Annotated in this window: 17 protein-coding genes; 3 read left to right on the forward strand and 14 right to left on the reverse strand. The window is 69.9% G+C overall.

Features of this window, described 5'->3' with window-relative positions:
• Positions 1 to 2 precede the first annotated feature (2 nt).
• From ABEA33_RS04235 to ABEA33_RS04270, 8 genes are all read right to left on the reverse strand, one after another.
• The gene (locus ABEA33_RS04235) at positions 3 to 770 is read right to left on the reverse strand and encodes a CoA transferase subunit A (RefSeq protein WP_345525341.1); all 768 of its coding nucleotides are present in this window, start codon (positions 768 to 770) and stop codon (positions 3 to 5) included.
• A 60-nt stretch (positions 771 to 830) separates the two neighbouring features.
• The gene (locus tag ABEA33_RS04240; RefSeq protein WP_345525343.1) at positions 831 to 1,568 is read right to left on the reverse strand and encodes an SDR family NAD(P)-dependent oxidoreductase; all 738 of its coding nucleotides are present in this window, start codon (positions 1,566 to 1,568) and stop codon (positions 831 to 833) included.
• Positions 1,565 to 2,596, reverse strand: coding sequence for a phosphotransferase family protein (locus ABEA33_RS04245; RefSeq protein WP_345525344.1), 1,032 nt, complete (start codon positions 2,594 to 2,596; stop codon positions 1,565 to 1,567). The genes ABEA33_RS04240 and ABEA33_RS04245 overlap by 4 nt, the downstream gene beginning before the upstream one ends.
• Complete coding sequence (locus tag ABEA33_RS04250; RefSeq protein WP_345525345.1) at positions 2,593 to 3,783, reverse strand: acyl-CoA dehydrogenase family protein; 1,191 nt, start codon at positions 3,781 to 3,783, stop codon at positions 2,593 to 2,595. The genes ABEA33_RS04245 and ABEA33_RS04250 overlap by 4 nt, the downstream gene beginning before the upstream one ends.
• Positions 3,784 to 4,020: 237 nt before the next feature.
• Entirely contained in the window at positions 4,021 to 5,229 is a 1,209-nt protein-coding gene (locus tag ABEA33_RS04255) for a CaiB/BaiF CoA transferase family protein (protein WP_345525347.1), read from the reverse strand.
• Positions 5,222 to 6,271: an MBL fold metallo-hydrolase gene (locus ABEA33_RS04260; RefSeq protein ID WP_345525348.1), complete on the reverse strand. Its 1,050-nt coding sequence runs from the start codon at positions 6,269 to 6,271 to the stop codon at positions 5,222 to 5,224. Before ABEA33_RS04260 ends, ABEA33_RS04255 begins: the two co-directional genes overlap by 8 nt.
• The gene (locus tag ABEA33_RS04265; protein WP_345525439.1) at positions 6,261 to 7,547 is read right to left on the reverse strand and encodes a M24 family metallopeptidase; all 1,287 of its coding nucleotides are present in this window, start codon (positions 7,545 to 7,547) and stop codon (positions 6,261 to 6,263) included. Before ABEA33_RS04265 ends, ABEA33_RS04260 begins: the two co-directional genes overlap by 11 nt.
• Before the next feature lie 80 nt (positions 7,548 to 7,627).
• On the reverse strand, positions 7,628 to 8,827 hold the full coding sequence (locus tag ABEA33_RS04270; RefSeq protein ID WP_345525349.1) for an aromatic ring-hydroxylating oxygenase subunit alpha: 1,200 nt from the start codon (positions 8,825 to 8,827) through the stop codon (positions 7,628 to 7,630).
• Positions 8,828 to 9,031: 204 nt separating this feature from the next.
• Between ABEA33_RS04270 and ABEA33_RS04275 the strand changes: the two genes are divergently transcribed.
• The 3 genes from ABEA33_RS04275 to ABEA33_RS04285 all read left to right on the forward strand — a co-directional run bounded on the left by ABEA33_RS04275 (position 9,032) and on the right by ABEA33_RS04285 (position 11,135).
• Positions 9,032 to 9,238 (forward strand): ferredoxin, encoded by a 207-nt coding sequence (locus ABEA33_RS04275; protein WP_345525350.1) that lies wholly within the window; start codon positions 9,032 to 9,034, stop codon positions 9,236 to 9,238.
• A complete protein-coding gene (locus ABEA33_RS04280; RefSeq protein ID WP_345525351.1) occupies positions 9,235 to 10,467 on the forward strand; it encodes an NAD(P)/FAD-dependent oxidoreductase in 1,233 nt (410 codons plus the stop codon). The genes ABEA33_RS04275 and ABEA33_RS04280 overlap by 4 nt, the downstream gene beginning before the upstream one ends.
• A gap of 77 nt (positions 10,468 to 10,544) precedes the next feature.
• Positions 10,545 to 11,135 carry a helix-turn-helix domain-containing protein gene (locus ABEA33_RS04285; RefSeq protein WP_345525352.1) on the forward strand — a complete coding sequence of 197 codons (591 nt, stop codon included), beginning with the start codon at positions 10,545 to 10,547 and terminating at the stop codon, positions 11,133 to 11,135.
• Positions 11,136 to 11,147: 12 nt separating this feature from the next.
• On the opposite strand, the gene ABEA33_RS04290 is transcribed toward ABEA33_RS04285, so the two are convergent.
• The 6 genes from ABEA33_RS04290 to ABEA33_RS04315 all read right to left on the reverse strand — a co-directional run bounded on the left by ABEA33_RS04290 (position 11,148) and on the right by ABEA33_RS04315 (position 19,350).
• Positions 11,148 to 12,284: a hypothetical protein gene (locus ABEA33_RS04290; protein ID WP_345525353.1), complete on the reverse strand. Its 1,137-nt coding sequence runs from the start codon at positions 12,282 to 12,284 to the stop codon at positions 11,148 to 11,150.
• The gene (locus ABEA33_RS04295; protein ID WP_345525354.1) at positions 12,281 to 13,315 is read right to left on the reverse strand and encodes a zinc-dependent alcohol dehydrogenase; all 1,035 of its coding nucleotides are present in this window, start codon (positions 13,313 to 13,315) and stop codon (positions 12,281 to 12,283) included. The genes ABEA33_RS04290 and ABEA33_RS04295 overlap by 4 nt, the downstream gene beginning before the upstream one ends.
• A gap of 23 nt (positions 13,316 to 13,338) precedes the next feature.
• Entirely contained in the window at positions 13,339 to 14,478 is a 1,140-nt protein-coding gene (locus ABEA33_RS04300; RefSeq protein WP_345525355.1) for an FAS1-like dehydratase domain-containing protein, read from the reverse strand.
• On the reverse strand, positions 14,475 to 16,553 hold the full coding sequence (locus tag ABEA33_RS04305; protein ID WP_345525356.1) for an acetate--CoA ligase family protein: 2,079 nt from the start codon (positions 16,551 to 16,553) through the stop codon (positions 14,475 to 14,477). The genes ABEA33_RS04300 and ABEA33_RS04305 overlap by 4 nt, the downstream gene beginning before the upstream one ends.
• A 132-nt stretch (positions 16,554 to 16,685) precedes the next feature.
• Complete coding sequence (locus tag ABEA33_RS04310; protein ID WP_345525357.1) at positions 16,686 to 18,662, reverse strand: acetoacetate--CoA ligase; 1,977 nt, start codon at positions 18,660 to 18,662, stop codon at positions 16,686 to 16,688.
• Between the two features lie 85 nt (positions 18,663 to 18,747).
• Positions 18,748 to 19,350 (reverse strand): PaaI family thioesterase, encoded by a 603-nt coding sequence (locus tag ABEA33_RS04315; RefSeq protein ID WP_345525358.1) that lies wholly within the window; start codon positions 19,348 to 19,350, stop codon positions 18,748 to 18,750.
• Positions 19,351 to 19,356: the final 6 nt, after the last annotated feature.

Raw genomic sequence — 19,356 nt, forward strand, 5'->3', positions numbered from 1 at the left:
GCTCAGACCTTCCTGACGGGGCGCACCGTGCGACGCTCGATGCGTTTGTCGGCTACCTGTTCCGGCGTCAGGGCGACCACGCGGTGGACGTAGACGCCAGGGGTATGGACGTCGTTGGGATCGATCTCGCCTGGCTCGACCAGCTCCTCGACCTCGGCGATCGTCACCCGACCGCACATCGCGGCCAGAGGGTTGAAGTTGCGAGCCGAGTAGTGGAAGACGAGGTTGCCGTGCCGATCGCCCTTCCAAGCCCGCACCAGCCCGAAGTCCGCGACGATCGCCTCCTCGAGCACATACTCGCGCCCGCCGAAGGCCCGCGTCTCCTTCGGAGGCGACGAGACCACGACGTTCCCGTCGGCGTCGTACAGCCAGGGCAGCCCACCTTCGGCGACCTGGGTACCGCCGCCGGTCGCGGTGAAGAACGCGGGAATGCCAGAGCCTCCGGCGCGCATCCGCTCCGCCAGGGTGCCCTGTGGCGTCAGCTCGACCTCGAGCTCACCAGAAAGGTACTGCCGCGCGAACTCCTTGTTCTCCCCGACGTACGACGACACCATCCGCCGGATCCGCCTCTGCGCCAGCAGCAACCCCAGACCCCAGTCATCGACACCGCAGTTGTTCGACACCGCCTCGAGGTCCGTGGTCCCGGCATCCAGGAGCGCTTGGATCAGCACCGACGGGATGCCGCACAGTCCGAACCCGCCGACCGAGAGCGTCGCACCGTCCGAGATGTCCGCGACCGCCTCCGCGGCCGATGCCACCACCTTGTCCATCACAACCGTCCTTCTCTGGGTCCTGTGGTCGATCGACGCCGGCCGGTCCCGGCACCCGTGTCACGCATGCCGCCCGCTGGTCCCGCTGCGTCCCATGACGATGCGCGTGATGGCGGTGTTGCGGCTGAGACCGAGCACCATGGCGACCACGGCCACGACATCGGCGACGGGGATCATCGTGTGCGCCGGGATCTCGTCAGTGATCCAGGCGGCCATGTCGGTGTCGACGTACGCCGGCGCGACGGCCGTCGCGGTGACCCCGTTGCCTGACTCCTCGAGGCTCACGGTCTCGACCAGCGAGAGCAGCGCGGCCTTGCTGGCGCCGTACGCCGCGAACCCGGCTTCGGCGTACGCCCCGGTGATCGAGGAGAGCGCCACGATCTTCGCGCCGCGTTCGGGATCAGCAGCCGCCGCAGCCCGTAGCAACGGGAGCGCGGACTGGATCAACACCAGCCCAGAGGTCAGGTTGACGTCGATCATCTTGTCGAAGCGATCCATCCGGACCGAGTCCACCGGTCCAGCGGTCCCGACGCCGGCGTTGACGACCAGGGCGTCCATGGAGTCCTCGAAGTGGGCCCCGTGCAGCACCATGAGCTCCGGCAGTGACCGACGGTCGGCCATGTCGCACGCAGCGTGGGCGACCCGCGGCGCTCCGGCGGAGCGCAGCTGGGAGGCGAGCGCGGCCAGGTCGTCGTCGTTGCGCGAGGTGATCGTCAGGCCGTAGCCCTGGCTCGCCAGATGCAGCGCGATGCCGCGTCCGATCCCGCGCGATGCACCGGTGACGAGTGCCGTCCTCATCGCACCGCCCCGATCCTCGCGAGCCCGGCCTCGAGGAACGGCAGGACCGCTTGGCCGGCGGTGTCGAACCCGTCGCCGGCTCCAGATCCCTCGCGGCGGCGGTGGTCGATTCCGGCGGCGATGACGGCCACCTTGAAGTGGGCGAGTGCGACGTGGAAGTCCCAGTCGGACAGCGTCCGGCCACTGAGGGTCTCGTAGGCAGCGGCGAGCTCGTCGGGCTCGGGCAGGCGGTCGCTCGTCCATGCGCTCGGGGCTCCCACGATCAGGTCGAACGCGCGGTTGCGGTAGGCGCACATCAGGGCGACGTCGGCGGCAGGGTCACCGATGGTCGACAGCTCCCAGTCGACGACCGCCGCGATGCTCGGGAACTCGCCGACCCGCAGGATGGTGTTGTCGATCCGATAGTCGCCGTGCACGATCCCGACGCGGACCTGGCCCGGCACCAGCCTCGCCAGTTGGGCCGCAAGCTCGGTGGCAGCCCGACGGGCGTCGGGCTCGGCGGTGCCGACCAGCTCCCACTGCCCCGCCCATCGCCTGACCTGCCGCGCGGCGTACCCGTCCGGGCGACCGAAACGCTCCAGCCCGATGGCCACGTGGTCGACGCGGTGCAGCGCCGCCAGGGTCTCGACGAGCTGGTCGACGACGGACCTGACCGTGGCGTCGTCGAGCCGGTCGAGGTCGTCGGCCGATTGGATCGTCGTACCCTCGACGAAGTCGGCGACGGTGTACGGCGAGCCGAGGTCGCGCTCGTCCTCCTGGAGAAGCACCGGCGCGGCGATGGGCACGGCGGTGTTCCGCAGCCCGCCTGTCACGCGGTGCTCCCGCGCCACGTCGTGCGCCGATGGCGTACGACCCGTGCGGGGTGGCATCCGCAACACCCAGCGCGAGATCCCGTCGTCGAGCCGGAAGGTGAGGTTGGAGCGACCACCGGCGATCTGGGTGGCGGCCAGGGGTCCGGCGAGCTCGACTCCTACGGACTCGAGGCGTGCGGCCACCGCGTCCCGCTCCCCCGACGTCAGCCCGCTCACCCGGCACCACCGGCCTGCGCTGCCGTGATCGCCCTGACCGCACGGCGCGAGATCGACCACCTGTGCACCTCCGAGGGACCGTCGTAGATCCGGAACGGCCGGATCTCCCGAGCGATCTTGGCCACCGGCAGATCTCGGGAGACGCCGAGACCGCCACACATCTGCGTCGCCCGGTCGACCACCCGGTCGAGCGCCTCGGCCGCGAACGTCTTGGCGATCGACGTCGCCTGCGACGCGCGACCACCGCCGTCGAGCTCACGGCAGGCCTCCAGGAGCAGTGCCCGGGTCGCCGCCAGGTCGATCTCGTTGTCGGCGATCTGCTGCTGCATCATTCCGAGGTCAGCCAGGCGCGAGCCGAACGCCTGTCGGCCGGCGACGTGGCCGACCGCCACCTGGTGGGCGCGCACCGCCGCGCCCAGCCACCGCATCACGTGGGTCATCCGTGCCGGACCCAGCCGTACCTGCGCGTAGCGGAACCCCTCGTCGACACCGCCGAGCACGTCGGCGTCGGCGACGAAGACGTCGGTGAAGGTCATCTCGCAGTGCCCACCAAGCATCGAGCGGTCGACCGTGCCGATGTGCCGGAGCACCTCGATCCCCGGCGACTGCGCGGTCGCGAGGAACATGGTCGCTCCACCCCCGTCACCCGGGTCACCGCTCGTGCGCGCCATCACGACGAAGAAGTCGGCACCGTCCGCACCGGTGATGAACCACTTGCGACCGTTCACGAGCCAACCACCGTCGACCTTGGTGGCCCGCGTCAACAGCGCGGAGGGATCCGAACCAGCCCCCGGGGCCGGCTCGGTCATGGCGAAGGCCGAACGGACCTCTCCGCGGACCAGCGGTGCCAGGAAGCGGTGGCGCTGGTCCTCGGACGCGGCGTGGTCGAGCATGTGGACGTTGCCCTCGTCGGGTGCGTTGATGTTCAGCGCGACCGGGCCGAACAACGAGTGTCCGGCCGCTTCGAACACCGGCGCACGCTCCTCCATGTTCAAACCGAGTCCGCCGAACTCGGTCGGACCGTGGGGAGCGAAGATGCCGAGATCCCGGGCGGCAGCTTGGAGACGAAGCCGGAGGTCGTCACCACCCGCGAGTTCGATGTCCCCGTCGTGCTTGTCGTCGATCGCGATCACTTCGGTCCGGATGAACTCGTCCGTGGTGATCACGAGTTCGGCTAGGTCTCTCATGACGGCGGATCCTCGAATCCGACCGACCGACCTCTGCTATCGGTAGTGCTCACAGGGCCACTCCGCGCACGGCGAGCACGGTCTCGTGACTCGGCGTCCATCGAGGCGACTCGTCCTCTTCGGTCGCCGGACAGTACGCGACCGCAGGAATCGACCTCACTGTTCCGCCGTACTCGGCGTAGGTCTGGCGAAGGCAGACCCGGTAGATGATTCGGCGAGGCGTTGAGAGGACATGGGTCATCGCTGGGCTCCCGTGGGTGGCTCGGGGTCGAAGACTGCACCAGACCCCCGAACGAAGGCCTCCTCGGACTCGCTCACCCCGAGCTCGGCAAGCAGCGCTGCGGTGTCACTCCCCGGTACGGCGAAGGTGTTCATCGGCAACGGCGCACCGTCCACGTGGATCGGCGTGCCGATCTGCGGGACCGGGCCCAGGTCGGGATGCTCGACCTCGCCCACCATCGCGCGGTGCAGCACGTGAGGGTCGGTGACCAGCTCGGGCAGCGTCAGCACCGCCGTGAGGGCGAGCCCGTGCTCCGAGCTGACGGCGATCCACTCGTCACGCGTGCGGCTCGAGAAGATCGTCGCCAGCTCAGTCCGCAGGACCTCGCGTCCGCCGCGGTCAGCAGGGATCTCGACGAGGTCCGGCCGCTCGACGTACTGACAGAACGCCTCCCACAGCCAGGGCTCGACCGCGCCGAGCACCACCGCCTGGCCGTCGGCGGTGGCGTACGGCGAGCTGGTCGGCGAGCCCCCGAACTCGTCGATGTCGAGGGGGTCGTCGATCCCGTCGCGCCAGAGGTACTGCGCCGGATAGCCGAGCATCGAGACGACAGAGTCCTGGATCGAGATGTCCAGCACCGCGCCGAGCCCCGTGGCGTCGCGCCTGCGCAGCGCCGCGAGCATCGCGATGACGGCGTACAGGCTCGCGACGGAGTCGCCCAACGGGAAAGGGAGAATGGCAGTCTGCCCGTCGTGCGCGGCCGCCATCGCCGCCGTGACTCCGCCCATCGCCTGGTAGTTCATCTCGTGGCCCAGCAGGGGCGCGTTCGGACCGGTCTGCCCGAAGCCGGTGACCGACGCGTAGATGAGGTCCGGATTGACCGCAGCCAGGCTGGGCTGGTCGAGACCGAGGCGCCCGGCGACGCCGGGCGCGAATCCCTCGACGACGATGTCGGAGTCGGCCACCAGGCGGAGCAGCAGGTCCTTGGCCCCGGGGCGCCGGAGGTCGAGCCCCAGGCTCCGCTTGTTGCGGCTGTGCCAGAGCCAGCGAGGGTGCTCGTTCGAGGTGAGCAGCCGGATGTCCTCGCGGAAGGCCGACCGGGGCCGGTCGACCTGGATCACGTCGGCACCCAGGTCGGCCAGGATGGTGGTGCCGAACCGAACCGGCGAGAAGGTCGAGAGGTCGACGACCCGCACGCCAGCGAGGAGCCCGATCGCCTCAGCCATGCCGAACCTCCAACGCAGAGTAGCGATGGACGCCGTCGACCGTGGCCTCGACGATCCGGCTCTGTTCTACCAGCACCCGCAGGTGGGCTGCGGTCTCGACGATCGCCAGCATCTGGTGGAAGGCTGGCATCGTGTCGTAGGAGATCTCGCGCCTTGTCCAACCCAGGCTGCGCGCGACGTCGAGCCCCGTAGATCGCCCCTCGTCCACGCGCTGCACGATCGCCCCGAGTCGGTCGTCGTGGAAGAGCAACAGCTCGTCGACTCGCGCGTGCGAGGAAGGCGACACCGGCCCGTGCGCCGGCAGCAGCAACGTGTCGGGGAGCATCCGGACCCGTCGCAGCGACGCGAGGAAGTCCGCCAGCGGCGAGCGACCGGGGATCGGCTCCAGCCCGATGGAGGGCGTGATGTGCGGCAGCACGTGGTCGCCGGCGAACAACAGCGCCTGGTCGGCGTCGTGGAAGACCACGTGACCCTGGGTGTGACCGGGGGTGTGGATGGCGCGCAGCCGGCGGGTCCCGACCGAGATCTCCTCGTCGTCGAGAATCCACCGATCGGGTGCCGCCCAGAGCTCGAGCTCCATGCCCTGGCCGCTGGCCTCCTGAGCGACCCGGTCGGCGAGCTCGTCGGCTCCGTTGCGGCGCAGCTCGGCCAGCTGGGACCTGAACGCCTTCCAGCCGGGGTCGCTCAGTGCGGTCACCGAGGCCGCCTCGCGGATCCCGAGGGACACCGTGGTCCCGAACTCCTCGCGGACCTGGGTGGCCAGCGTGTAGTGGTCGCGGTGGGCATGGGTCACCAGGAACTCGCGGACGTCGCGCAGGCCGTAGCCGATCGCGGCCAGCGACTCCTCGAGCTGGGACCGGCACCGTCGCAGCGCCTGACCCGCATCGACCAGGGTCAGGCCGTCGGCCCGCTCCAGCGCGTAGACGTTGACGGCGGCGAGCTCGTCGGGGAGGGGCAACGGCATCCGATGCACGCCCGGCGCCACCAGCTCGCTGGCCGGATCCGACCAGCGAGCGACCGAGACGGTCGAGTCAGATGACACCGGCAGCCAAGATCTCGTGCCGCGGGTAGAAGTCCAACGCCTCCGGGCCGTTCTCGGTGATGACGACCATCGTCTCGAGCCGGACCCCCGACTGGCGGTGCTGTCCCTCGATCCCCTCGACCGCGATGACCATGCCGGGCTGGATCTCCTCCGGGTGCTCGAAGGACCACTGACGGTTGATGATCGGGGGGTTGTAGTGCACAAATCTGGATCCCGCGTTGACCAACCCGATCCCGTGGCCGAACTCGATGGTCAGCAGCTCTGCCTCGTCGGCGTAGCCCCACTTGCTGGCCGGAGCGAAGTGCTTCGCCGCGTCCGCGGTCGACGCACCGGGCTGGAGCTCGCCGATCACCGAGTCGAGGCGGTCGCGGAGGGTGTCGTACCAGCCGGCCTCCTCACCGGTCGCCCGGCGCCCGACGACGTATTGCCGGTAGAGACAGGCGGTGTAGCCGAGGTAGGAGCTGCCGCACGTGAGCACGTACGCCAGGTCGCCCCACTCGATCCGGCGGTCACTGCTGCTGATGCCGCGCTCGAAGGCCAGCGGACCCGCCATCACCTTGGAGGCGCCGAACTCGGAGCCGGCGTCCTCGACGGCTCGCTTGACCTCCTTGGCGACGGTCGACTGCAGGATGCCCGGGCGGAGCACCTCGAGCGCGCGGTGGAACCCGGAGGAGCTGATCGACGCGATCATCTTGAGGCAGTTGATCTCGTCGGGGGTCTTGATGCGCGCGCTCTCCATCATCAGCGGGAGACCGTCGATGGTGTCGATGCCGACTGCCTGCAGCGCGCCGATCGCGCGGGCACCGAACTCGCTGACGGCGAGCGGCTCCCGCTCGAGCCCACGTTCGCGCAGCTCGGCGGCGATCTCGTCGGCGAACAGCTTCGACTCGGCTTCCGCTGCCGAGATCGGCGTCGGGCCCTCCAGCCAGGACCGGGCGATCCGCCACTGCGAGATCCACGGCGCCTGGTCGGGCATCTGGTGGTACGAGCCGGCGGGCGCGTAGACGACTGCCGGGTGGTCGGCGAAGAAGAGCGCGTAGCCGGCCTGGAGCTGGAACTCGGACCAGAAGAACCCGGTGAGGTAGCGCACGTTCTCGGCGCCGGTCACGAGTACGGCGGGGATGTTGTTGGCCCGCATCACCGAGCGCATCCGCTCGGCGCGCGCCTCCCGCATCCGGTTGGTGTCGATGCCCTCGTGCGTGTCATTGGTGTGGGGTCCGAAATGGAGCTTGTCGGAGTAATTCAGCGGCGGCACGACGTGGTCATGCTCGGGCATGGTGGACACTGCTTCTCCTGTCGATGGTTGGAAATGGCTCGGCTCGGCTGCCGGGCGGTTCCGGTAAGGGGTAGGCCGGGTCAGCGATCCGCCGCAGCGAACTCCGCCTCGATCGTCTTGTGGAAGTGCTGGAGCGCCGGTTCGTTGCGGCCGAAGTAGAAGGTGTCGAGGACACCCTCGGCGATGTTGCGGTGCACCTCTTCCGCCATCGGGATGTCCTCGGCGGTGAGGATCCACTGAGTGTTGTGAAACCGCTTCTCGTGCACCTCGGGCGACACCCAGTCGCTGTAGGCGAAGTAGTTGTGGTGCATCACGTTCTCCCCGACGTTCTTGCCGGGCAGCAGCAGCGAGTACTCCACGTGGTCCTGCATCACCGAGAGGATGACGTTGGGGAACAGCACGTAGATCAGCTGGACGTGCCGCATCAGCGGCCAGGTGTCCTCGGGCGTGTCCGCCAGCTCGGAGACCCGGCGACCGAGGAAGCCACTCATGCTGTGCGGGCCGTAGGTGTCGAAGGTCGCCTGGTTCGAGTTGTTGTACTTGGCGACGGTCGTCTTGTGCAGCGACGCGAAGTGGTAGGGCTCGAGGTAGCCGTCGACCGCGAGCTTCCAGTTGGACGCCGTCACGACGGGGGTGTGGATGGCCGGCGCTTCGAGGCCGGCATCGAAGCCCCACTCCTCGAACTGGGGCGCGAGGCCGGACAGCACCTCGTCGACGTCGATCGGGGTCGGGTCCTCCACCAGTCGAGTACCCCGGACGAAGACCAGGCCGTACTTCTCGGCGACGGCAACCTGGGCCAGCCCGGTGCACGAGGGATCCAGCTGACCGAAGTTGTCGCCACCGCGGATCTTGCGCAGCGAGCCGTCGAGGTCGTACGCCCAGCCGTGGTACTTGCACACGAACGTCCGGGCCGCCCCCGCGTCGTACGCGACGTTGGCACCGCGGTGGAGACAGGCATTGACGAACGCGCGCAACGTGCCGTCGGCCTGACGAGCGATCACGAGCGGGCACCCGGGCAGGTCGAGCGTCTTGTAGGAGCCGGGAGTCGCGAGCTCGACGCTGAGCCCGGCGAAGACCGGCCGCCTGCGGAACAGCACGTCCTTCTCGCGGTCGAAGCGGTCGAGGTCCAGGTAGCGGCTGGTCGGCTGCTCATAGATCTCGGCCGCCTGGTCGTTGGCGTGGTTCTGGATCAGCGCCAACCCTCGACGAGCGACCTCCAACGCCTTGGTGTGCCGTTGTCGCGGCGAGTACCGGTCCGGGGTCTCGATCTGGGCGGTCACGGACAGCTCCCTCAGCTCTTGGAATGAACGACTTACACTGTGAGTGCATGTTTGCAGGCGATCTGGCGAGTGTCAAGGGTCACAGGTGCGCTGGAATCCGGCTCAGGAATCGCTCAAGCGCACAAAAGAAATGTACTGGTGCTTCACGCGGCGGCTACTGCTGGTGCATGATTGGTTCTACTTTCAGCCGAAAGGTGGGTAGGGATGCAGCAACTCAGGGTTGACCTTGACCTGTGTGAGGGCTACGGCAACTGCGTCTTCGAGGCCGAGGACTACTGCGAGCTCGGGGACGACGACGTCGTCGTCCTCCTGCAGACCGAGGTCGCCGACGAGGACCTCGAGAGGGTCCAACTGGCCGTCGGCAGCTGTCCGGTCTCGGCGCTGCTGCTCACCCAAGCGCCCGGCTCGTGAGCGGAACCCTCGTCGTCGGTGGCTCCATCGGGGGCGTCCGCACCGTGCAGCAGCTGCGCCGGCTCGGGTACGACCGACCGGTGACCCTCGTGGAGGCCGAGCCGCACGCGCCGTACGACCGTCCGCCCCTGTCGAAGGAGGTCCTGCACGACGAGACGTGGACCGTCCCCACGCTGCTCGACGCCGAGGCCGCCGCGGACCTCGATGTCGAGCTGCTGCTCGGCTCCGCGGCCGTCACGGCCGACCTGGAAGCCCGACGCGTCACGCTCGCCCACGGCCGGGAGCTCGCCTATGACTCCTTGGTCGTGGCCACGGGTGCCCGCGCGCGTAGGTCGCCGTGGGCGGACCAGCCGCGGGTGCACGAGCTCCGCACCTGGGACGACGCCCGCGTGCTGCGCAACGTGCTCGACACTGCGGGCTCCGTGCTCGTGATCGGCGCCGGGTTCATCGGTGCCGAGGTCGCTGCAGCCGCCCACCACCGCGGGCTCAGGATCGATCTCGTCGACGTCGCCCCTGTCCCCATGAGCCGCCATCTCGGTGACGAGGTGGGCGCGCTCTTCGTCGATCTCCACCGACGTCATGGAGTGAGCGCCCACTTCGGCACCGGCGTCGAGGTCCTGGAGTCGCCGGAGGACGCGGTCACCGTGCGCCTGGGCGACGGGACCGTCCTGACCGCAGATGCTGCGGTCGTCGGACTCGGCACCGAGCTCAACACGGACTGGCTGCTCGGCTCGGGACTCACCGTGGACGACGGCCTCGTCTGCGACGCGTTCTGCCAGGCAGCGCCTGGCGTCTTCGCGGTCGGCGACGTCAGCCGGTGGTGGCACCCGGGCCTGGGGCGTCTCGTCCGCACGGAGCACTGGACGAACGCGGTCGAGCAGGCGGCGGTCGTCGCCCACAACATCGCCCGTCCCGACGAGCAGAAGGAGCACTGCCCGGTCGGCTACGTCTGGAGCAATCAGTACGACTGGAAGGTGCAGATCGCCGGGCGTCCCGGCGACGGGATCCACCACGAGCTGGTGGCTGGCAGGGACGATGACCAGTTCGCCGCGTTGTACGTCGGCGCAGACGCCCGGCTGTGCGGCGTCCTGACGGTGAACTGGCCGGCAGCATCGGTGCGCGGACGCAAGGCCCTCGCCAGTCCCACCGACCTCGAGACCGCACGCGAAGTGCTATTTCCGGTCCGGTCGACACCGGCCGTAGGAGCGAGAGGAACAGAGCCAGGTTGACGACTCAGAAGTCTTCGCGTCGTGTGGAGGTCGCGCGGCGCTTTGCGCAGGGGGACCCAGGCGATAGCCTCCCCATCATGGTGCACCCCGAGGACGGCCTCGACGCTGTCCAACTGGGTGGCATCATCCGCGAGCGCCGCCAGGCCCAGGGGATGAGCCTCTCCCAGCTGGCCGAGCAGGCTGGCGTGTCCACCAGCTTCGTCAGCCAGGTGGAGCGCGGAGTTGCCAACCCGACCCTGTCCAGCCTCAAGTCGCTCGTGGGCGCCCTGAACTTCTCGGTCGGGGCGCTGCTCGAGAGCACGGTCCCACCGAGCACCGGCGGCGACAACGAGATTGCGGTCCTCCGTGCCGGTGAGCGCAGGCGGATCGTCTATCCCGGCACCAAGATCGCCAACGAGCTGCTCTCTCCCAACCTCCAGAAGAGGATGGAGATCATCTGGGTCGAGGCGGCACCGGGCCAGGGCAGCGGCGGTCACCCGCACGTCCACGAGGGCGAAGAGGCCGGCATCGTCATCTCCGGCGCCATGAAGTTCCACGTGAACGGCGAGGAGATCGTGCTCAACGCGCGCGACGCCATCTACTTCCCGAGCACCAACCCGCACTCGTGGGAGAGCGTCGGCGACGAGGATCTCGTGGCGATCTGGGTGATCACACCCCCGACGTTCTGACCAGCCCTCCGCCTACCCGCGGTCAGCCCGGCGCAGCAGGGCGGTCCCGGCAGCGAGGGCGGCATGCACGGCGGCCACGCTGCGCGACACGGTCTCTGTGCCCTCGCGCTCCACGAGCGCGACGGAATGCACCGTGTTGCCGTCGACGACCCCGGGACGACGGTTGTCGTGCACGAGGAACGGACGCAGCAGGTCGTCCTGAGGCGGGATGCTGACCACCAGGATCCCTCGTAGGTCGCCCTCGAGGCCGCTGCCGACGACGTGCTGGACGACGACCCGGTCCGGAGGTGGGTAGATCCGTTCGGCGAGCCACGCGCGTACATCGTCCTCGAGGTGACCGGGCAGGAACGGCTCGAGGGTCGCTCCGTCCTCGCCCCTGCCCACGCCGACGACGACGGCTCCACCCCTCACCGAGTTGGCGAGGGCGCAGAGGTCCGCGACGAACAGCTCGACCTCCTCCGGCTCGGGGGGCGCCGGCCACAGCTCGAGCACGGCGGAGGGCTGCCACCCCAGGACGCTGTGCGTGTCCCGCTGCGCGAGAAGCTCGCGGACGGCTCGCTCACCGCCCCACCCGCTCATCGACAGCTCGGCCGTCCGGAGCGCTCGCTCCCCGAGCTCGACGAGGTCGGCGACGACCGCACCTTGGTCGGCCACCTCGAAGGCCGCGTTCCACACGTCGGGCAAGGACCTGGCCCGATCGTTGAAGACGTCGGTCAGCACGACGCCGTAGCTGCCCGCCCAGGCGTCCAGCACCCGCCGTACGGTGTGCGCCCACGCGCCGGGCACGGCGGTGACGTCCACCCCCTGGAACTCGATCTCGAGGGTGACGCGGCCGTCGGCCCATACCTGGATCTCGACCGGCTCCCGGTTCGAGAGCTCCGGGTGGAAGTCGTCGTGGCTGTCTCGTGAGACGACGAGCGAGGCCACGGGGAACGGCGCCCTGGCGTCGGCACCCGCGGGTGCCGTCAGGTGATCCTCCGGCTGCCACCCGGTCAGCACGGAGTCGATGAGCAGGTCCACCGGCATCTCCCCCACGGCCTCCAGCGAGGCGAAGCAGACGTCCGGGTACAGCACCGCGACGTCCGGCCGGTCACCGAGCCTGAAGCGCTCGATCCCGGCTTTCAGGTCTCGTCCCGTGGTCGAGGTCATCGCCCGCCCCCGGGCCGGACGATCACACGCCGTACCGCCTCGGAACCCGCGTGGAGCAGGTCGAGGGCTGACGCACTGTCCTCCAGGCTGAACTCGTGGGAGATGGACTGGCTGAGGTCGAGCCGGCCCGCGGCGACGAGGTCGACCAACCGTTCCAGCTCGTCCATGCGGAAGCCGCCCGAGCCGATCAAGGAGACCTCGCGTCGTGCCAGGGCGCCGGAGGGCGGCAGCACGACGTCGGACTCGGACAGGCCCACCACGACCAGCCGACCGCCCTTGGCGACCGTGCCGAACGCTGCGCGGATGGCCGGCGAGGAGCCGACGAACACACCGGCGAGGTCGACCCCGGACCCGCCGTTGGCCTCCCGCACCAGGTCGGAGAGACGAGGGTCGGCGGCATCGAAGACGTGGTCGGCGCCGAGCGCCTTCGCGTGCACGAGCTGCTCACTGCGGGTGTCCACGGCGATGACGGTCCCCGCCCCGAAGGCACGCGCGAGCTGGAGGGCGTGCTGGCCCAGCCCGCCGATCCCGAAGATGGCCACCGACTCGCCCGGACGCAGGCCTCCGCGGTCGAAGAGCGCGTGGAACGGAGTGGCGACCGCGTCGGTGAGGATCGCCCCGATCGGATCGGGGACGCTGGCAGGCAACCGGACCAGGTTGCTCACCGGAGCCGTCATCAGCTCGGCGACCGCACCGTCGTGGTGCATTCCGATGATCGTCGCCCGCGAGCAGATCTCGCTCATCCCGCGGGTGCACAGCGAGCAGGTGCCGCACGACACGATCGAGTTGACGATGACCCGGTCACCGAGCTCCCAGCCGTCGATCTCAGGGCCGAGTGCGGCGACCACGCCCGCCGGCTCATGGCCCAGCGTGGTGGTGCCGGGGCGGGTCAGCCGGTCCTGGGGCCGGAACGCACAGGCGACATCGGTACCGCAGAGGCCGGCGGCGGTGATCCTCAACAGCACCTCACCCGGACCCGGGACGGGCTCCGGTACGTCGACGACGTGCGCGCCCGCCTCGTCGCGAGTCACCCGTAACGCTCTCATCGCGCGCCTCAGACCCGCCCGTAGTCGTCGAGGAGTACCTCGGCCCGGCCGGCCGCCGTGGTCTCGCCGAGCTGGTTGGTGGCGGTCAGCTCGAGGGAGATGTGCGGTCCGTCCACAGACGTGACCGTACCGCCGATCCGGATGACGTCGCCGAAGACCTCGGGCAGGTTGAGCCGCACGTCAAGCCCGGACAGGAAGGCTGCGTCGCCCATCCAGTTGGTCACGCAGTGCGCGAACCAGCCCACCCGCTGCGGTCCGTTGTTGTAGGCCCCCGGCATGCCCAGCTCATGGGCGGCTGCGGCGTCCTGGTGACCGATGCTGGGCAGCACCCGCTCCTGGAAGTACGACGGGTCGTAGTTGGACGGCAGCCGCTCCGGGGACCGGAAGGCCCAGTCACGGTACTTCTGCGCCATCTCGACGGACTTGTAGCCCGGGCTACCGGGGCACCCGGCGTAGTAGGCGGTCATGTCGATGCGACCGATGGGGCCCTTGACCACAGTCGGGACGACGTCACCGACCGTCGCGGTCAGCGGCGCGGCTCCGCGTCGGTACTCACCGACGGCCTCGGCGCGGATCGCCGTGAGCTCGTCGTCGGACCACACCGTCTCTCCCCGCGCCTCGAAGGCCAGCCCGGTCGAGGCCGCTCGACGCGGCACGCGGAAGGTCCGCGCGACCGACTCGGCCACCACCTCCCCGTCAGCCGTCTCGTAGCGGCAGAGCGCTGACTGGATCACCATGTCGGGGGCGATGCGACCCGACTTGCGGACGATCGGGCCGAAGGAGGCACTGGCGACCAGCCGCTCACCGCGGCGCAGCCGTCGGTGGAAGGTCCACTCGGTGCCGGCGTAGATCGGCTGAACTCCCGGCAGCCCGGCCCCGATCGCCCCGTCGAAGGCGGTGAACGGGAAGGTCGGCGGGGCGAGGAGGTCGCCGTACGGCGTGGCCGCGGCGTAGTCGGGGTCGCAGAACAGCGGGTTGTCGTCGCCGAGGCCCCAGGCGTAGTGGCGCACGGAGTCCCATGACGCCTCGTAGTTCCACTGCTCGACCCGGATCGGGGTGCCCTCGAGCGCCTCGACCCGGTCGATCTCTGCCGGCGAGATGTCGGCGATCAGGTCGAAGGAGACGGGCGGGGCGGTGGTGTCGCTCATGGCGTCCTTTCAGGGTGGGTGACGACCGCGCTGCGGCCGACGGCGTCGATGAGGGTCAAGCCCCGCTCATGGACGATGACGGGATTCATCTCGAGGAACTGGAGGCCGTCGCGGCCGACGGCGTCGAGGCAGTCGCCGACCAGCTCGGCGAGCCTGACCACGTCGTACGTCGGTCCTCCGCGGTAGGCGGCCAGCAGCTTCCCGATGCGCGAACGTCGGAGGACGTCGACCCGTCGATCGGCGTCCCAGCCGTGCCAGATCGCGGTCTGGCCGGACAGTAGCTCGGCCAGGGTGCCGCCTGGTCGCACGAAGGCGACCGGTCCGAACTCGGGGTCGTCCAGGACCGACAGCAGCACCTCGAAGCCGGGCGCAGCGAAGCCCTGCAGCATCAGCGCGTCCCCGTGCCGGGTGCAGATCTCGCCCACGACCGGGAGCGCCTCGGCCAGCTCCCGGGGGTCGCGGACGACTCGCACCGCACCCAGCTCGGTGCGGTGCTCGATCGTCCGGCCGGCCGCCTTCACGACCAGCGGCAGGCCGAGCTCGGCCGCGGCCCGCTCGCCGGCCGCGTGGTCCATCGGCTTGTCGAGCACCCGTGACCGCGCCCACGGCAGGCCGGCGGGAAGAGCCTGGGCGATCCACTCGAGGCCGCGCAGCTCACCGGCGTCCCCGTCACCGTCCACCGGAGGGTGTGGGGCACCGTCATCGTCTTCCGGCGTCTCCTGGGCCGCGACCGCGGCCACGGCAGCAACTGCCCGCTCGACGGTCGGGAGGTAGGCGATCCCTGCTCTGCTGAGCTCGAGGGTGAGAGCGACCGGGATCTGGTCGTCCTCGGACAGCGAGGTCAGCACGATGGGCTGGTGGGTGGCTGCCGTCGACACCTTCGCGACGAGCTCCTCCCGCTCGTGCGCGAGCGAGGACTCGACGCCGATGACCACCTCGGAGTCCGAGCCGGACGCCACGGCGACCAGGGTGTCCGTGAACACCTCGGTCTCGCCGATGAAGGGGACGTCGAGCGGGTTGGCGAAGTGCAGGCGCGGATCGAGCGGGACCCCACGCCCCGGCTCCGCCATCCGCAACCGCCCGTCCTGGGCCACCCGGTCCGCGCCGATCACGCCGGCGGCGCCCGAGACCGACACGACGCTGACCCGCGGGCGAGGACTCCCGGCGAGCTTCGACCCGACGCCGGCCAGCACCAGCGCGTCGGCGAGCTCCGCAATCGAGGAGACCAGGCGGGCGCCCATCTCGCGCAGGATCGCGTCGGCAGCGTCCGAAGACCCGACGATGCGGCCGGTGTGGCCGGCCGCGGCACGACGACCGCTGTCGCTCTGGGCGGCCTTGAGGACGAACAGCGGCTTGGCCGTCCGGCGGATCGCCTCGTCGAGTCGTCCGAGCCAGGCCGGATCGGTGACGCCCTCGAGGAAGACCCCGACCGCCTCCACCTCGTCGAGGGCCAGCAGGCCGGTCGTGAGCTCGACCGCCCCGGTGTCGACCTCGTTGCCGGTGCTGAACCACTGGTGCAGTCCGACGTGCCGGCGGATCAGGGTCTGCAGCAGGCTGTTGCCCAGGGCGCCGCTCTGCGTCACGAGGCCCACCCGTCCCGGTAGGGGGATCTCGTTCTGGAGCACGCTGGAGAAGGTGAGGTACGACGCTGCCGGGACGCCGAGGGTCCCCACGCAGTTCGGCCCGATCACCCTCATCGCAGATCCCGCGACGAACTCGTCGAGCTCCTGCCGCGCCTGCGCACCGCGGTCCTCGAACCCGCTGCCGATCACCACGGCGGCCCGGACGCCTACTCGCTCGGCGTCACGGAGCGCCTGGACGGCCGCCGCGGCGGGTAGGGCGACCAGCGCGACGTCGACCTCGCCGGCAGGCAGCTCGGACACGCCGCGCACCGTCGGCACACCGGGCAGGTCGCTGCGTGCGTTCACGGCGTACAGCGCGCCGGAGTAGCCGAGCCTCGAGAGGTAGTCGAGAGGGCGGCCGGAAAGCCGGGTCCGATCGGCCGAGGCCCCGATGACCGCAACGCTCTTCGGGCTGGCCAGCAGCTCGACGAGCGCCTCTCCCTCGAGCCTCATCCGTGACCACCTGTCCATTCGTGGCGACACCGCGCCGCCGTTCGATTCACAGTACAACAGATTACACTGTCAGTGCAATCTCTCTATTCGCTGACGCCCGGGCACGTCCTGGGCGCGCCTCCCCCGCCCTGCTCAGCGCCGCGGGTTCACCAGGCCGGAGCGCTCTTGGGCGATCGTGATGAAGGGGTCGAGGGCGGCCGGGTTCGCGAGCGTGCCCCGACTCGTGACCGTGTCCGGGTCGGCGCCCTCGAGGATCCGACGAACCGGCACCTCGAGGCGTTTGCCCGTGAGGGTCTTGGGCAGGTCCGGGACGGCCTGCACTACGTCGGGCACGTGGCGCGGGGACAGCCGGCTGGACAGCTGTGCACGGATGACCGCGAGGAGCTCCTCGTCGAGGACGGCGCCGTCCTCCAGGACGAGGAAGAGCATCAGCTCGCCGTCCTTGCTGGTGCCAGTCTGCACGTGGACGACGAGCGCCTCACGTACCTGCGGCAGCGCGTCCAGCACCGTGTAGTACTCGGAGGGCCCGAGCCGCACGCCGGCTCGGTTGAGGGTGGCGTCCGACCGACCGATGACCGAGCACGACCCGTTGTCGTAGAAGATCACCCAGTCCTGTTGGTCCCACACCTCGGGGAAGTTCGCGTAGTAGGTCTCGCGGAGCCGGGTGCCGCCGGCGTCCCCCCACAGCGCCTTGGGCATCGACGGCAGCGGCGTGGTCACGACCAGCTCTCCCGGGACGCCGATGACCGGGTGACCGACCTCGTCCCACGCCTCGACGCGGACGCCGAGGTAGACGCAGGCCTGGCGGCCGGAGTAGACCGGCACCAGCGGTGAACCACCGATGAAGGTGCCAGCGACGTCCGTGCCGCCGCTGGAACAGCCGACCAGGATGTCTTCCTTGACCTCGCGGTACCACCACTCCCACCCGTCAGGCGGGAACGGCGACCCACCCACCATCCCGACCCGCAACGACGACAGGTCGAAGTCGCGGCCGGGATGGATCCCGGCGTCCTTGCAGGCGAGCACGTAGGCGGTGGACGCCCCCAGGTGGGTCACCCCGAGGTCCTGGACCAGCTCCCACTGCTTGTCCAGGCCGAAGGCGGTCGGACTGCCGTCCATCACGACGATCGAGGCCCCCATCGTCAGGGCCGAGACGGTGATGTTCCAGACGACCCAGCCGGTCGTGGTGAACCAGAAGAACCGGTCGCCCGGGCCGAGGTCGGCCTGCATCCCGAGCCACTTGTGGTGCTCGAGGAGTGGGCCTCCGTGGGAGTGCGGCACCGCCTTCGGCAGTCCGGTCGTGCCGGATGTGAACAGGACGTAGAGGGGGTGGTCGAAGGGGACCGACTCGAAGGCCATCGGGCCGCTCGTGGAGAAGACGTCATTCCACGCCATCATCTCGGGCGGTGTCGCCGCGGACTCGTCGAGGTACGGCAACCAGATCGCCGTCTCGAGGCTCGGCAGCGCCGCCCGGATGTCGGCGACGTGACTGGTCCGATCGAAGTCCTTGCCCCCGAACCGGTAGCCGTCGATGGCGATGAGCAGCTTGGGCTCCACCTGGCTGAGCCGGTCGACCACGCTGTTGACGCCGAACTCGGGCGGGCACACCGACCAGATCGCACCCAGGCTGGCGACGGCCAGGAACGCGGCGATGGTCTCGGGGATGTGCGGCAGGTAGCCCGCTACGCGGTCGCCCTTGCCGATGCCCAGCTCGACGAGGCCGGCTCGCACCCGGCCAACCATCTCGCGGAGCTCGGCCGCCGTCACCTCGTGGTTGCCGCGCACCTCGCTGATCGCCTGGATGACGACGTCGTCGGGCATGCACCGGAAGATGTGCTCGGCGTAGTTGAGCGTGGCTCCGGGGAACCAGACGGCGTCGGGAACGCGACGCGTGGTCAGGACCTGGTCGGGCTGGGAGTCGAAGCGCACGTCGCAGAACTCGGCGAGCTCTGCATAGAAGTCCTCGATGTGATCGACCGACCAGGCCCAGAAGGCGTTGTAGTCGGGCAGGTCGACGCCGTACTTCGCCTCGACGGTCGTCAGGAGCTGCCCCATTCGGGTCGCCTCCCGGGCGTCGGGCGCTGGCGTCCAGAGCACGTCTCCGTCCATGTCTCCATCTCCCCTGCCGTGTTCTGTCAGAACATTGATTACACTGTCAGTGCAGACTGGCCGATTCGCCGGCCTGTGTCAAGGGTCACAACTGGTGGGCCTCCAGGCGGACGAACAGCCCTTCCGCGCTGGCGACCACCTCCTCGCCGTGGCAAAGCTCGCCGTCGATGTGGACCTTGCGCCCCTCGACGGTCCGGATGCCGGCATGACAGCTCAGCTCCACGCCGATCGGGGTGATGCGGTGGAAGTTCACGTGCAGGTAGGCCGTCCGCGCGCGAGGGGCGTCCGGACCGTTGGCCACCTGGCCGAGTAGGTCGTCGAACAGCAGGCTGATGGCACCGCCGTGGACGGCGCCGTTGCTGCCCAGGTAGAAGCGGCCGAAGGTCACTCGGCCGTCGACCCGTTGACCGTCGTAGGTGTCGACGGCCACGGCCGGCAGCAGGGTCTGCCCACGGGAGAAGTGCCGGAACTGGCGCCCGGCGACCTGGGCTGCCTCGTCGACGTCGTACGGCTCGAGTTGGTCTGCGACTCGGCCGAGCGTGGTCGCAGCCTCCGTCGAGAGCCCGGGAGGAGGGCGCGCTCCCGAGACGACCTCCTGGACGCGGACCAGGGCGCCGGCGAGCCGCGCGAAGGCCGGGTCGTCGTGGTCTGTCTCCGCGTCCCGACCGAGCCAGATGTTCAGGTCCACACCCCC

The organism is Nocardioides endophyticus (genome assembly GCF_039543845.1).
Lineage (GTDB): Bacteria > Actinomycetota > Actinomycetes > Propionibacteriales > Nocardioidaceae > Nocardioides > Nocardioides endophyticus.

Excerpts from the sequence above, each read along its gene's own strand:
- ABEA33_RS04305 (WP_345525356.1), bottom strand. The coding sequence starts at position 16,553 with ATGAGGCTCGAGGGAGAGGCGCTCGTCGAGCTGCTGGCCAGCCCGAAG.
- ABEA33_RS04250 (WP_345525345.1), bottom strand. The coding sequence starts at position 3,783 with ATGAGAGACCTAGCCGAACTCGTGATCACCACGGACGAGTTCATCCGG.
- ABEA33_RS04235 (WP_345525341.1), bottom strand. The coding sequence starts at position 770 with ATGGACAAGGTGGTGGCATCGGCCGCGGAGGCGGTCGCGGACATCTCG.
- ABEA33_RS04275 (WP_345525350.1), top strand. The coding sequence starts at position 9,032 with ATGCAGCAACTCAGGGTTGACCTTGACCTGTGTGAGGGCTACGGCAAC.
- ABEA33_RS04285 (WP_345525352.1), top strand. The coding sequence starts at position 10,545 with ATGGTGCACCCCGAGGACGGCCTCGACGCTGTCCAACTGGGTGGCATC.
- ABEA33_RS04300 (WP_345525355.1), bottom strand. The coding sequence starts at position 14,478 with ATGAGCGACACCACCGCCCCGCCCGTCTCCTTCGACCTGATCGCCGAC.
- ABEA33_RS04310 (WP_345525357.1), bottom strand. The coding sequence starts at position 18,662 with ATGGACGGAGACGTGCTCTGGACGCCAGCGCCCGACGCCCGGGAGGCG.
- ABEA33_RS04290 (WP_345525353.1), bottom strand. The coding sequence starts at position 12,284 with ATGACCTCGACCACGGGACGAGACCTGAAAGCCGGGATCGAGCGCTTC.
- ABEA33_RS04265 (WP_345525439.1), bottom strand. The coding sequence starts at position 7,547 with ATGCCCGAGCATGACCACGTCGTGCCGCCGCTGAATTACTCCGACAAG.
- ABEA33_RS04255 (WP_345525347.1), bottom strand. The coding sequence starts at position 5,229 with ATGGCTGAGGCGATCGGGCTCCTCGCTGGCGTGCGGGTCGTCGACCTC.
- ABEA33_RS04240 (WP_345525343.1), bottom strand. The coding sequence starts at position 1,568 with ATGAGGACGGCACTCGTCACCGGTGCATCGCGCGGGATCGGACGCGGC.